The sequence below is a fragment of the Sphingomonas sp. genome (assembly GCF_032114135.1).
GTDB lineage: Bacteria > Pseudomonadota > Alphaproteobacteria > Sphingomonadales > Sphingomonadaceae > Sphingomonas.
In genome coordinates this window covers 660,131-673,365 of sequence record NZ_DAMCTA010000001.1, presented here as the reverse complement: position 1 = coordinate 673,365, position 13,235 = coordinate 660,131, and the positions used below count along the sequence as shown (strand labels likewise).

11 protein-coding genes are annotated in these 13,235 nt (G+C 66.9%); 7 read left to right on the top strand and 4 right to left on the bottom strand.

Features of this window, described 5'->3' with window-relative positions; all coding sequences use genetic code 11:
• Window positions 1–77: 77 nt before the first annotated feature.
• Together astD and RT655_RS03235 are read right to left on the bottom strand one after the other, a co-directional pair.
• Window positions 78–1,493, bottom strand: coding sequence for a succinylglutamate-semialdehyde dehydrogenase (astD, locus tag RT655_RS03240; protein WP_313534952.1), 1,416 nt, complete (start codon window positions 1,491–1,493; stop codon window positions 78–80).
• 61 nt (window positions 1,494–1,554) lie between these two features.
• On the bottom strand, window positions 1,555–2,904 hold the full coding sequence (locus tag RT655_RS03235) for a protein adenylyltransferase SelO family protein (RefSeq protein WP_313534951.1): 1,350 nt from the start codon (window positions 2,902–2,904) through the stop codon (window positions 1,555–1,557).
• 18 nt (window positions 2,905–2,922) lie between these two features.
• On the opposite strand from RT655_RS03235, the gene RT655_RS03230 reads away from it, so the two are divergent.
• The 3 genes from RT655_RS03230 to RT655_RS03220 all read left to right on the top strand — a co-directional run bounded on the left by RT655_RS03230 (window position 2,923) and on the right by RT655_RS03220 (window position 6,489).
• Window positions 2,923–3,789 carry an alpha/beta hydrolase gene (locus RT655_RS03230; RefSeq protein WP_313534950.1) on the top strand — a complete coding sequence of 289 codons (867 nt, stop codon included), beginning with the start codon at window positions 2,923–2,925 and terminating at the stop codon, window positions 3,787–3,789.
• Between the two features lie 83 nt (window positions 3,790–3,872).
• Window positions 3,873–5,006 carry a glycosyltransferase gene (locus RT655_RS03225; RefSeq protein ID WP_313534948.1) on the top strand — a complete coding sequence of 378 codons (1,134 nt, stop codon included), beginning with the start codon at window positions 3,873–3,875 and terminating at the stop codon, window positions 5,004–5,006.
• A 79-nt stretch (window positions 5,007–5,085) separates the two neighbouring features.
• Complete coding sequence (locus tag RT655_RS03220; RefSeq protein ID WP_313534947.1) at window positions 5,086–6,489, top strand: nitronate monooxygenase; 1,404 nt, start codon at window positions 5,086–5,088, stop codon at window positions 6,487–6,489.
• 134 nt (window positions 6,490–6,623) lie between these two features.
• On the opposite strand, the gene RT655_RS03215 is transcribed toward RT655_RS03220, so the two are convergent.
• Complete coding sequence (locus RT655_RS03215) at window positions 6,624–7,622, bottom strand: D-glycerate dehydrogenase (protein WP_313534946.1); 999 nt, start codon at window positions 7,620–7,622, stop codon at window positions 6,624–6,626.
• Between the two features lie 73 nt (window positions 7,623–7,695).
• Here RT655_RS03215 and RT655_RS03210 point away from each other — a divergent pair, with 73 nt between their 5' ends.
• Window positions 7,696–8,178, top strand: coding sequence for an SH3 domain-containing protein (locus RT655_RS03210; RefSeq protein WP_313534945.1), 483 nt, complete (start codon window positions 7,696–7,698; stop codon window positions 8,176–8,178).
• A gap of 130 nt (window positions 8,179–8,308) precedes the next feature.
• On the opposite strand, the gene RT655_RS03205 is transcribed toward RT655_RS03210, so the two are convergent.
• The gene (locus RT655_RS03205) at window positions 8,309–9,496 is read right to left on the bottom strand and encodes an acetyl-CoA C-acyltransferase (protein ID WP_313534944.1); all 1,188 of its coding nucleotides are present in this window, start codon (window positions 9,494–9,496) and stop codon (window positions 8,309–8,311) included.
• A 144-nt stretch (window positions 9,497–9,640) separates the two neighbouring features.
• Between RT655_RS03205 and RT655_RS03200 the strand changes: the two genes are divergently transcribed.
• From RT655_RS03200 to RT655_RS03190, 3 genes are all read left to right on the top strand, one after another.
• A complete protein-coding gene (locus tag RT655_RS03200) occupies window positions 9,641–10,453 on the top strand; it encodes an A24 family peptidase (RefSeq protein WP_313534942.1) in 813 nt (270 codons plus the stop codon).
• Between the two features lie 204 nt (window positions 10,454–10,657).
• The gene (locus RT655_RS03195) at window positions 10,658–11,104 is read left to right on the top strand and encodes a MarR family transcriptional regulator (RefSeq protein WP_313534941.1); all 447 of its coding nucleotides are present in this window, start codon (window positions 10,658–10,660) and stop codon (window positions 11,102–11,104) included.
• Between the two features lie 75 nt (window positions 11,105–11,179).
• Window positions 11,180–13,219 (top strand): malate synthase G, encoded by a 2,040-nt coding sequence (locus tag RT655_RS03190; protein ID WP_313534940.1) that lies wholly within the window; start codon window positions 11,180–11,182, stop codon window positions 13,217–13,219.
• Window positions 13,220–13,235 lie beyond the last annotated feature (16 nt).

The following is a 13,235-nucleotide window of genomic DNA, read 5'->3' as shown; positions in this document are numbered from 1 at the left end:
CCAAGGGCGACATCCTGCACGCCGGGCCCTGAAACCGCGGTTAAGCGGCAGGGTTGCTAAAAGCCTAACGCAGTGGCTCAGGCGTCGCGCAGCCCCACGCCCATCGCCGCGCGCGCCTGCTCGGATTCCGAGGAAACGACTGGATAGGCGCAATAGTCCGCCGCATAATAGGCGCTGGGCCGATGGTTGCCCGACCAGCCGACGCCGCCGAACGGCGCCGCCGAGGAGGCACCGTTGGTCGGCTTGTTCCAGTTGACGATGCCCGCGCGGATATTCGCCCAGAACTGGTCGTAGAGCCGCGGGTCCTGGCTCACCAAGCTGGCGGAGAGACCATAACGGGTGTCGTTAGCCTCGGCGATCGCGTCCTCGAAGCTCGTCTTGCGGAACACCTGGAGGATCGGGCCGAACAACTCGACATCCACCTTCTCGCGCGCCTCGGTCATGTCGACCACGCCGGGGGTGAGGAAGGGGCGGTTCTCGATCAGCCGCTCCATGTGGCGCAGCGGACGGCCCCCCATGGTGGAGAGCGTGAGGAAGCTCTCGGTCAGCATGTCGGCGGTGTTGTTGTCGATCACCGGGCCCATGAAGGGCTGGGGATCGGCATGGGGCTCGCCGATGATCAGGCGCCCGATCAGCTTGTTGAGCTCCGCCATCAGCGGCTCGAACAGCTTTTCGTCGACAATCAGCCGGCGCGCGGCGGTGCAGCGCTGGCCGGCGGTGGTGAAGGCGGACTGCACCACCAGCACCGCGGCCGAATAGAGATCGGGCGTATTCCAGACGAGGATCGGGTTGTTGCCGCCCATTTCCAGCGCGAGGATCTTCTCGGGCCGCGCGGCGAACTGGCGGTTGAGCGCGATGCCGGTATTGGCCGAGCCGGTGAACAGCAGCCCGTCGATGTCCGGGTGGCTGGCCAGCGCCTTGCCCTGGTCCGGCCCGCCGATCAGCAGGCGGATACAGCCTTCGGGAACGCCCGCGGCGTGGAAGCACTCGACGAGGAAGGCGCCGCTGGCGGGCGTCTTTTCCGAAGGCTTGAACACCACCGCGTTGCCGGCGAGCAGCGCGGGGACGATATGGCCGTTCGGCAGATGCGCCGGGAAATTATAGGGGCCGAGTACCGCCAGCACGCCGTGGGGCTTGTGCCGCAGCGCGAGCCGGGTGTTCATCGGCGCTTCGATCCGGCGCTGGCCGGTCCGCTCCGAATAGCTGGTGACCGATATGTCGACCTTGGCGATCACCGTCTCGACCTCGGTGCGCGCTTCCCATAGCGGCTTGCCGGTCTCGCGGGCGAGCAGGTCGGTAAAGGCGTCGGCGCGCTGGCGCACGACATTGGCGAAGCGCCGCAGCGCCTCGATCCGCACGGCGAGCGGGCGCGCCGCCCAAGCGGCCCAGCTGGCGCGGGCGATGGCAACTTCGGTGTCCGCGTCCCCGATCGGGTGGCGCCAGAGCACGGCGCCGGTTGCGGGTTCGGTCGAAAGGAGTTCCTGGTCCGGCATGGGCCTTCTGTATTTCTGGTTCGTTGCCCCTGTTACGATCGCTTTGCCCGATTTCGCGGCGCTAGGCCAGAGCCTCGCCCATCTCGCGGATCGCCGCCATCTTGGCAGTGAGCGGCGCCCAGTCGTCGCGCTCGGCGATGGCGGACCACAGCGATTCGACCTCGTCGATCAGCATCGAACACGGCTCTCCGCGCCAATGGCCATGGTCGCGGGGCTTGCGCGGGCGATAGTCGGCGAGGCGGCTGCGGACCTCGGCAAATTCCACGCCATAGCTTGCGGGCAGGGTCCCGCCGAACGCGTCGAAATAGAAACGGTGGAGCAGCGTGCCGTTCTGGTTGAGCGCCACCTCCACCGCTTCGGTAAGCGCGTGGTCGCTGGCTTCATCGCGCGGCTGGACGCCGAGGCGCCAGAGCACGGCCCTGGCCTCCGCGCGATGATAGGCGGGGGCAAAGCCTTCGAGCGCGGCGATTAGCGGCGCTTCCTCGGCGATCAGCCGCAGCGAAATGGCGAGCTGCATCACGTCCCAATAGATCGCCTCGGGCTGGCGACCGAAGGCGTACAGGCCGTTCTGGTCGAAATAGGCCGCCGTGAAGTTCGCCGCCCAGCTGGGGGCGAAGCGCCAGGGACCATAGTCGAAGCTCTCGCCGGTGACGTTGACATTGTCGCTGTTGAGCACCCCGTGAACGAACCCGGCGGCCATGAACTGCCCCGCCATCCGCGCGGTGCGGGCGACGACATGGGCGAGCAGGCGTTCCGGCGCGTCGGGTCCGTCTTCCTCTCCGAAATAGTGACGCAGCACATAGGCGGTGAGCTTCCGCAGCCCGTCCACGTCCTGAAAATAGGCGAGGCGCTGAAACACGCCGATGCGGATATGGCCATGGTTGAGCCGCACCAGCACCGCGGAACGCGTGGGGGAGGGCTCGTCGCCGCGATGGAGCGATTCGCCGGTTTCGACCAGAGAGAAGGTGCGGCTGGTCTCGACGCCCAGCGCCTCCAGCATCTCGGTCGCAAGGATCTCGCGCACGCCGCCCTTCAGCGTCAGCCGCCCGTCGCCGAAGCGGCTGTACGGCGTCTGCCCCGATCCCTTGGTGCCTAGGTCCATCAACCGCCCGGCAGTGTCGGTCATCTGCGCGAACAGGAAGCCGCGGCCGTCGCCGATCTCGGGGTTGTACACGCGGAACTGGTGGCCGTGATAGCGCAGCGCCAACGGATGGGGCAGGCTGCCAGCGAGCGGCTCGAACCGGGCGAAATGGGCGAGCCATTCGGCATCGCTCAGCCCCTCCAGCCCCACGGTCGCGGCGGCGCGGTCGTTGCGGAAGCGGAGGATCGTCTGGGGGAAGCGCGCGGGCGCCACCGGATCGTAGAAGCCATCCCCGAGTTCGAGGATCGCCTGTTGCGGAGCGAAGGCCATGCGGCGATATGGGGCGCGATGGGTGATCGGCGCAACTACTCCGATGGCGTTTGGTGGTCGAAAGACGGCCTGCGGCTGCATTATCGCGACTATCCGGGGCGCGACGACCGTCCGCCGCTGATCTGCTTTCCGGGCCTCACCCGCAACGCGCGCGACTTCGCCGACTTGGCAGAGCGCTTCTCGGGCGACTGGCGGGTGCTCTGCGTCGAGTTTCGAGGGCGGGGCGAGAGCGCCTATGCCAAGGACCCGATGAGCTATGTGCCGCTAGTCTACCTCCAGGATGTTGAGGCGCTGCTCGCCGAGCTGAAGATCGAGAAGTTCGTCGCGGTGGGCACCTCGCTGGGCGGCATCGTGACGATGCTGCTCGCGGCGACCGACGGCGGCAAGCTGGCCGGCGCGGTGCTCAATGACGTGGGCCCGGAGCTCAACCCGGCTGGGCTGGCGCGGATCCGCACCTATGTCGGCAAGCAGGTCTGGTACCCGACTTGGATGCACGCGGCGCGCGGCGTCGCCGAGGCGAATGCGGACGTCTATCCGGACTATGCCATCGAGGACTGGTTGGCGATGGCCAAGCGGCTCCACCGGGTGAACAGCCAGGGCCGCATCGTGCTCGACTACGACATGAAGGTCGCCGAGCCGTTCCGCGTGCCGGGGAACGAGGCGGGGCCGGACATGTGGCCGACGATCGACGCGCTTGTCGGCCGCCCGCTGCTGGTGGTGCGCGGGGAGCGCTCGGACATCCTGCGCGCCGAGACGGCGGAGAAGATGGTTGCGCGGGTGCCCGGTGCCGAGCTGGTGACGGTGCCGCGGGTGGGCCATGCGCCGACGCTCGACGAGCCGGAAGCGGTGGCCGGGATCGAGCGGCTGCTGGCGAAGGTGCAATAAATTCCTCCCCGTGCCGGGGAGGAGTTGTAACCCGCATCCTAACGGATGACGCCGCCGCAATCGCCCGTTAAACCCCGGCCCCCATGTCGATCCACATCCTCCATCTTCATTCGACCTTCGCGCTCGGCGGCAAGGAAGCGCGGGCGGTGCAACTGATGAACGCGTTCGGGGAGCGTGCCCGGCACACCATCGTCTCGGCGATGCCCGACCAGCTTGGCGCCCGCGAGGCGATCGACCGCCACATCAAATACGAGATCGCGCTCGATCCGCCGCCGCTCACCGGCAAGCCCTCGGTCAAGCGCTATGAGCAGATCGCGCGCTTCATGCGCCGCTTCGACCTGGTGCTTACCTATAATTGGGGCGCGATCGACGGGGTGATGGCCGCACGGGTGTTCGGCAAGGGGCTGCCGCCGATCATCCACCATGAGGACGGGTTCAACGCCGACGAGGCGGAGAAGCTGAGCACCGTGCGCAACATGTATCGCCGGATGGCGCTGCCTGCGGCCAACGCGCTGGTAGTCCCGTCCGAAAAGCTCGAGCAGGTCGCGATCAAATTCTGGAAACAGCCTGCCGAACGGTTGGTGCGCATTGCCAACGGCGTGCCGACCGCGCGCTACACGGGCCAGCTCGATCCGTCGCTGCTGCCAATGCTAGAGAAGCGCCGCAAGGGCGAGGTGTTCATCGGCTGTCTCGCTGGGCTGCGGCCGGTCAAGGATTTGCCGATGCTGGTCCGGGCCGTCGCCGGCATGAGCTCGCGGTTCAAGCTGGTGATCCTGGGCGAGGGGCCCGAGCGCCAGGCGATCCTCGATCAGGCCGAGGCGATGGCGATCGAGGATCAGCTGTTCCTGCCCGGCTTCGTCGCCAATCCGCATCGTTATCTGGGGTTGTTCGACATCTTTGCGCTGTCGTCGAAGAGCGAGCAGGCGCCGGTCTCGATCTTGGAAGCGATGGCGGCCGGGCTGCCGATCGTGGCGCCGCAGGTAGGGGATATTGCGGCAATGGTGTCCGAGCCAAATCACAAGTATCTTTCAGCCGAGCGCACCGAAGTGTCGCTGCGGGATCGGCTCGATATCCTGGCGCAGCATCCGGACGAACGGAAGCGGCTGGGCGATGCGAACCGCCTGCGCGTTGCGGCGTTGTATGACGAGGCCGAGATGGTCGCGGCCTATGCGCGGCTCTATTCCCGGGCGATGGGGCGGCTGGGCGCGCTGGGCTGAAGCCGGTCCGGATTGATTTGTTACTCGCTTGTCGCAGCCAATCCGGCTAGCGTCGCGCGGCAATTTTTGTGGAGGCAGTGTGTTCAAGGGTCTTTCGCCCATCAGCTATAACGGCCGTGAAGTCTGGCCGCTGGTCGAGGGTGGGAAGGGCGTCGCAGCGACCAACCATGCAAGCGCGGGGGCCTGGGCGGCCGCGGGCGGCATCGGCACGGTAAGCGCGGTCAACGCCGACAGCTATGATGCGGATGGCAAGATCATCCCGCAGATCTACCGTGCCCTCACGCGTCGCGAGCGCCATGAAGAGCTGATCCAATACGCCATCGAAGGCGCCGTCGAGCAGGTGAAGCGCGCCTTCGAGATCGCCGGCGGCAAGGGTGCGATCAACATCAACGTGCTCTGGGAAATGGGCGGCGCGCAGCGCGTCCTCCAGGGCGTGTTGGAGCGGACCAAGGGCATGGTGGCGGGCGTCACCTGCGGCGCGGGCATGCCCTACAAGCTCAGCGAGATCGCGGCGCACCATGAGGTGAGCTACCTGCCGATCGTCAGCTCGGGCCGCGCCTTCCGCGCGCTGTGGAAGCGGGCATACTCCAAGGCGCAGGAATGGCTTGCGGCGGTGGTCTATGAGGATCCCTGGCTCGCCGGCGGGCATAACGGCCTGTCCAACGCCGAGGACCCGCGCGCCCCGCAGGACCCCTATCCCCGCGTCAAGGCGCTGCGTGACGTGATGCGCGAAGGCGGGCTGCCGGACAGCGTGCCGATCGTGATGGCCGGCGGCGTCTGGTATCTGCGCGACTGGAACGACTGGATCGACAATCCCGAGCTGGGTGCGATCGCCTTCCAGTTCGGCACGCGTCCGCTGCTCACGCAGGAAAGCCCGATCCCCGAGGGCTGGAAGGCCAAGCTGATGGAGATCGAGGAAGGAGACGTGCTATTGCACCGCTTCTCGCCGACCGGCTTCTACTCCAGCGCGGTGCGCAACCCGTTCCTGCGCCACCTGGAAGCCCGCTCGGAACGCCAGATCCCCTATTCGACCGAGGCGGCGGGGGACCATACCTTCCAGCTCGATGTGGGCGTGAAGGGCAAGAATTTTTGGGTGACGCGCAACGACCTGCTGCGCGCGCGCGAGTGGCACGGCCTCGGCTTTACCAGCGCGCTCAAGACCCCGGATAACACCTTGGTGTTCGTGACGCCCGAGGACCAGCAGATCATCCGCAAGGACCAGGCCGACTGCATGGGCTGCCTCAGCCAGTGCGCCTTCTCGTCCTGGGCGGATACCGAGACCAACTCGACCGGCCGCCTGGCCGACCCGCGCAGCTTCTGCATCCAGAAGACGCTGCAGGACATCGCCCATGGCGGTGACACCGACCAGAACCTGATGTTCGCGGGCCATGCCGCGTACAACTTCAAGCGCGATCCCTTCTATTCGAACGGGTTCGTGCCGACGGTGAAGCAGCTGGTCGACCGGATTTTGACGGGGGATTGATATCACGAAACTAAGCCCCTCCCCTTCAGGGGAGGGGTTGGGGTGGGGCAGGGTCTCACCGAGACCAACCTCTGGTCTGGAATCCCTCCACCCCCAACCCCTCCTCCAAGGAGAAGGGGCCTAAGAAGTTGGACTCACAACCACCCCTCAAACACCTGGTCCGGCGGACGATGCCCGTCTGCCCAGCTGCGGATATTGGCGATCACCTTCATCCCCATCGCCTCGCGCGCCTCGAAGGTCGCCGAGCCAAGATGCGGCAACAGCACGACATTCTCCAGCGAGATCAGCCGCGGATCGACATTGGGTTCATCGACATAAACATCGAGCGCGGCGCCGGCGAGGCGGCGTTCCTGCAGCGCTGCTACTAGCGCCTCCGGATCGACGATCTCCCCGCGTGCGGTGTTGACCAGCCAGGCGTCCGGGCCGAGCAGGTCCAACCGCCGGGCATCGATCAGCCCGGCCGTGGCGGCGGTATGCGGAGTGTGGATTGTCAGGATGTCGATCGCTTCGAGCATCGCATCGAGATCGTCATGATAGGTAGCGCCCAACTGATGCTCGAGCACCTCGTGCACGCGGTGTCGCCCATGATAATGGATCTGCAGCCCGAAGGCCCGTGCGCGCTGCGCCACCGCCTGGCCGATCCGACCCATGCCGAGGATGCCGAGCTTGCGCCCGCCGATGCGATGGCCGCGCATGCTGGTCGGGCTCCAGCCGCGCCAGGCGCCCGAGCGGACCAGCTTGTCGCCCTCGACCAGCCGCCGTGGCACCGCGAGGATCAGCGCCATCGCCATGTCGGCGGTGTCGTCGGTCAGCACGCCCGGCGTGTTGGTGACGACGATGCCGCGGGCGCGCGCGGCCTTGAGGTCGATATGGCCGACGCCCGCGCCATAATTGGCGATCAATCGCAGCCGCTCGGGTGCGGCGGCGAGCAGGTCGGCGGTGATGCGGTCGGTGACGGTCGGCACCAGCACGTCCGCATCCGCCATGGCGGCGGTCAGCGCGGAAACGTCCATGGGCGCGTCGTCGGGATTGGGGACCGAGTCGAACAACGCCGCCATCCGCGCCTCGCTGGCTTGCGGCAGCGCGCGGGTGAGCATCACCCGGGGGCGGGACGGTCGCTTGGGATCGGCCATGGCAAAGGATTGGCCGGTGGCGTCGATACAGTCAACGGTTGAAGCGCGGGGCCGGCTGGTCGATAGACGGCGCATGCAGCAGCGGCGTTTCTCGATCGGACTTTCGGCCTTGGCGCTCGTCGCGCTGGCCACCCCCGCGCATGCGGAGCGCAAGCCGCCTTATTATGCCTCGCTCAAGGCGAGCAAGGCACGGATGCGCACCGGGCCGGGGCGCAACTATCCGACCAACTGGTTCTACCAGCGGCGCGGACTGCCGGTAAAGGTGCTCGCCAGCTATGGCGCCTGGGTGAAGGTACGCGATCCGGACGGCGCAGAGGGCTGGATGCAGGCCAATCTGCTCGATGACAAGCGCACCGCGATCGTCGCCGGCGGCATCGCCGAGTTGCACAGCAGCCCCTCGGGCGATTCGCACATCAGCTGGCGCGCGGCGCCGGGGGTGGTCGGCAAGATCAGCGCGTGCAGCGGCGGCTGGTGCTGGTTCGATGCCACCGGGCGCGCAGGCTATGTCGAGCAGGCGCGGATATGGGGGACGGAGCCGGGCGAGACGGTGCGGTAGCGTTCAACATCGAGCCCCTCCTCCTTGGAGGAGGGGTTGGGGGTGGAGGGATTCCAGAACGTCTGTTGGTCTCGGTGAGACACTGCCCCACCCCAACCCCTCCCCTGAAGGGGAGGGGCTATAGTCCGCTTCAATCCATCAGTTCCACCGCAACCGCGGTCGCCTCGCCGCCGCCGATGCAGAGGGAAGCCAGCCCTCGCTTCTGCCCCTTGGTCTCCAGCGCCGAGAGCAGCGTCGCCAGCACCCGCGCGCCGCTCGCGCCGATCGGGTGGCCCAGCGCGCAGGCGCCGCCATGCACGTTCACCGCGTTATGGCTGAGGCCGAGTTCCTGCATCGCGATCATCGTCACGCAAGCGAACGCCTCGTTGACCTCGAACAGGTCGACGTCCCCCGTTTCCCAGCCCGCCTTCTCCAGCGCCTTGCGCATCGCGAACACGGGCGCCGTGGTGAAGCGCGCGGGCGCATGGGCGTGGGCGGCATGGCTGACGATCCGTGCGATCGGGGTCAGCCCCAGCCTTTCCGCCACCGAAGCACGCGCCAGCACCAACGCCGCCGCGCCGTCGGAAATCGACGAGGCATTCGCCGCGGTGATCGTGCCATCCTTGGCGAAAGCGGGCTTGAGCGTCGGAATCTTGGCCGGATCGGCCTTGGTCGGCTGCTCGTCGAGCGCCACCGTCACCATACCTTTTCGACCCCGCAGCTCGACCGGCACGACTTCGCGATCGAAGGCGCCGCTGGTCTGCGCTGCCCGGGCGCGCTCCAGGCTGGCGATGGCGAAAGCGTCCTGCGCCTCGCGGGTGAACTGATACTCCTTCGCCGTCTCCTCGGCGAAGCTGCCCATCAGCCGGCCCGGCTCATAGGCGTCCTCCAGCCCGTCGAGGAACATGTGATCCTTGAGTACGTCATGTCCAATACGGGCGCCGCTGCGGTGGCGCATCGAGAGATAGGGCGCGTTGGTCATGCTCTCCATGCCGCCGGCGATCAGCAGGTCGACCGAGCCCGCGGCAAGTGCCTCGGCGGCCATGATCGTCGCCTGCATGCCCGATCCGCACATCTTGTTGATCGTCGTCGCCTCGATGTGCTGGGGCAGCCCGGCCTTGAGCGCGGCCTGGCGGGCGGGGGCCTGGCCGAGCCCGGCGGGGAGCACGCAGCCCATATAGATGCGCTCGATCGCATCGCCCTTCAGCCCCGCCCGCTCGACCGCGGCGCCAACTGCGGTGGCGCCGAGATCAGTGGCCGAGGCGTCCGCCAGGCTCCCCTGGAAGCCCCCCATCGGCGTGCGGGCATAGGACAGGATGACGATGGGGTCGGCGGACATGCAGGTTCCTCTCGTGATGTTTGCGCCGATCTAGGGGGTCGGCGTCGGGTTTGCAAAAGCCGGGAGGTTCCCGCAGGAAGACGTGGTGCATATAGAGCGCCGACTTCTTAGAACGCGACGCCCCGATCGGCGTTCGACTCCCGCATGACACCGGTAGGCCTCTGGGGGTGGCCGATACTGCTCGGCCTGCTGGGCGCGGTGTTCGGCAGCTTCATTGCCACGATCGCGATCCGCTGGCCCGAGGGGCGGAGCGTGGCCCGCGGCCGATCAGCGTGCGATACCTGCGGGGCACCGCTGCGCGCGACCGAACTGGTGCCGGTGCTTAGTTATCTGCTGCAGCGGGGGCGATGCCGCCACTGCTCGGCCGGCATTGCACCCAGCCACTGGCTGACGGAGGTCACGGGAATGGCGCTCGGGCTGATCGCGGGGCTCGCCGCGCCGGGCGTCGAGGGAGCCGCAGGCGCGGTATTCGGCTGGTTGCTGCTGGCGCTGGCGGCGTTGGACCTGGCGGCGTTCTGGTTGCCGAATGGGCTCAATGCCACGCTCGCCATCGCCGGACTGGGCGTGGGCGCGCTCGAGATCGGAGAGCCGCTGCCCGAGCGTGTGATCGGCGGAGTCGCCGGCTTCGCGGTGCTGTGGCTGGTGGCGCGGGGCTATAAGGCGCTTCGCGGTCGACAGGGGCTTGGAGGCGGCGACCCCAAGCTGTTCGGGGCAATAGGCTGTTGGCTAGGCTGGGAGAATCTGCCGATGGTGTTGCTCGCCGCGAGCCTGATCGGTCTGGCGGCGGTGCTGACGATGCTGGTGGAGGGGCGGCGTGTGCGGGTAAGCGACAGACTGCCTTTCGGCGTGATGCTGGCACTGGGGGCTTGGGCGGTGTGGCTGGCACCGCAACTAGTGCCGCCGCCTACTGCGGCAGGGGAGGGTATGACGTGGCAACTGGCACCGATCGAGCATTGATCGCCGGTATAGTGCGGGCCAAAAAAAAGGCCGCCCCGAAGGACGGCCTTTGAAAGTCTTAGGAGAGGATGCCTGAAAGGCCCGATCTTTCTGCACCGCAGGGGCATCTGCTGCAAGTGCGAACTGTTACCCGTATCATTGCAAAAAATGCAACCTGCCAGCGTTGTCACGTGCGTAAAGGTTAACTTGATCTTAGGGGGCTAGATGACTGCATTGAAATTAAACGACTTTCTACCCTATCGAATGTCGATTGCTTCCAATGCGGTGTCGGACGCTGTAGCCACCGCCTATCGGAACCTTTTCGGATTGCGCATTCCGGAATGGCGTCTCGTCGCGGTGTTGGCCGAGGGCGGCGCGATGAGCCAGCAGGCGCTGTGCGGCCGGACCCGGATGGACAAGGTAACGGTGAGTCGCGCGGCGATCGGCCTGGTCGAGCGCGGCCTGATCGCACGTGCGGCAAATCCGATCGACCAGCGCTCGCACCTCGTCGCGCTCACCCCGGAAGGGTGGCAGCTGTACGAGCAAGTCGCTCCCAAGGCGCTCGAACTGGAGCGACGCCTGTTTGCAAGCTTCTCTGACGAAGAGAAGAAACAATTAGCCGCGATGCTCGAACGCATCGAAGCGGCGGTTACGGCATTCGACGGGGGTTGATCCTGCCATATGGCCTCGCCTAAGCAAGTCCAGCCCTCCCCAGGCGTGTAGCGAAGAACCGCAAGGAGGACTCCGTTGACTGACTATGCCGATCGCGCCGGACTGCAGGTTGCCACCACGCTGGTGCGCTTCGTCGAGGAGGCAGTGCTGCCGCCGCTCGGCATCGATGCCGACGGATTCTGGGCGGGCGTCGCAGCGATCTTCGCCGAGCATGCGCCGATAAATCGCAATCTGCTGGCCAGGCGCGATACGCTGCAGGCGGCGATCGATGCCCGGCTGGCGAGCGGCGCGGCGGCGGACGAGGCGTTCCTCCGCGAGATCGGCTATCTGGTGCCCGAACCCGCGCCGTTCGCTATCGCCACCGAACAGGTCGATGCGGAGATCGCGACACTCGCCGGGCCACAGCTGGTGGTGCCGGCACTCAATGCGCGCTTCGTGCTCAACGCCGCCAACGCGCGATGGGGCAGCCTGTACGACGCGTTGTACGGCACCGATGCCATTCCGGGGATGGCAAAGGCCGATGGCTATGATGCAGCCCGCGGCGCGCAGGTGATCGCGTGGGCACGGGCATTTCTCGACCGGACCCTGCCGTCCGCCACGGAAATCGGCGGCGCGACGGAGGGTGGACGACAGACCGTCTATTATCGCGGTGCCAGCGGGCTGCACTTCGCGATCGTGCGCGATCCCGGCCACCCGATCGGCCGCGACGATCCCGAGCATGTCGCCGATGTCTTGCTCGAATCGGCACTGACCGCGATCATCGACCTGGAGGACTCGGTCGCCGCCATCGACGCCGCGGACAAGGTTCTCGGCTACGCCAATTGGCTGGGGCTGATGCGCGGTGATCTCGCGGAGACGTTCGAGAAAAGCGGTCGCAGTCTTACCCGCACGCTCGCGCCCGATCGCGTGCTGGCCGACGGCACTGCGCTGCCTAGTCGCGCGCTGCTGCTCGTCCGCAATGTCGGGCACCTGATGACGACGCCGGCAGTGCTGCTGCCCGACGGCAGCGAGGCCCCGGAGGGCATCCTCGACGCGATCGTCACCGGCGCGATCGGGCTGCACGACGTGAAGGGCCTGGGCCGATTCCGCAACGGCCGAGCAGGCTCGATCTATGTCGTGAAGCCGAAGATGCACGGGCCCGACGAATGTGCCTTCGCCAATCGGCTGTACGGCGCGGTGGAAAGGCTGCTCGGCCTCGCCCCCAATACGATTAAGATCGGGCTGATGGACGAGGAGCGGCGCACCTCCGCCAACCTCACCGCCTGCATCCACGCGCTCAAGGACCGGCTGTTCTTTATCAATACCGGCTTCCTCGATCGTACCGGGGACGAAATTCATACCAGCATGCGGGCGGGGCCGATGGTGCCGAAGGGCGAGATGAAGGCAGAGTCCTGGATCGCCGCCTATGAGGCGCGCAACGTCCGCATCGGGCTCGATTGCGGGCTGGCCGGGCGCGCGCAGATCGGCAAGGGCATGTGGGCGGCGCCCGATCGCATGGCCGACATGCTCTCGCAGAAGATTGCCCATCCAAAGAGCGGCGCCACCACCGCCTGGGTGCCGAGCCCTACCGCCGCGACGCTTCACGCTACGCATTATCATCTGGTCGACGTCGCCGCCTGCCAGCGTGCGCTGCCCGCGGAGGTGCCGTCGCTCGCTGCGTTGCTGAAGGTGCCGCTCGCGGAGGGGCGCAACTGGAGCGCCGAGACGATCGAGCGCGAGTTGGACAACAATGCCCAGGGGATCTTGGGCTATGTCGTCCGCTGGGTCGATCAGGGCATCGGCTGCTCCAAGGTGCCGGACATGCACGACGTTGGGCTGATGGAAGATCGCGCGACCCTGCGCATCTCTTCGCAACATATCGCCAATTGGCTGCTGCACGGTATCGCAACGGCCGAGCAGGTCGATGCGGCGCTGCGGCGCATGGCTGCGAAAGTAGATGCGCAGAATGCCGAGGATCCGCTGTATCAGCCGATGGCTGGCAGGGAGGGGGAGAGCCTCGCCTTCCAGGCTGCTCGCGCGCTGATCTTTGAGGGTGTCGACCAGCCGAACGGCTATACCGAGCCGTTGCTGCACCGCTATCGCGCGCGCGCCAAGACGCACGAAGCTTGCGGTTGATCGCAAGCTTCGCGTG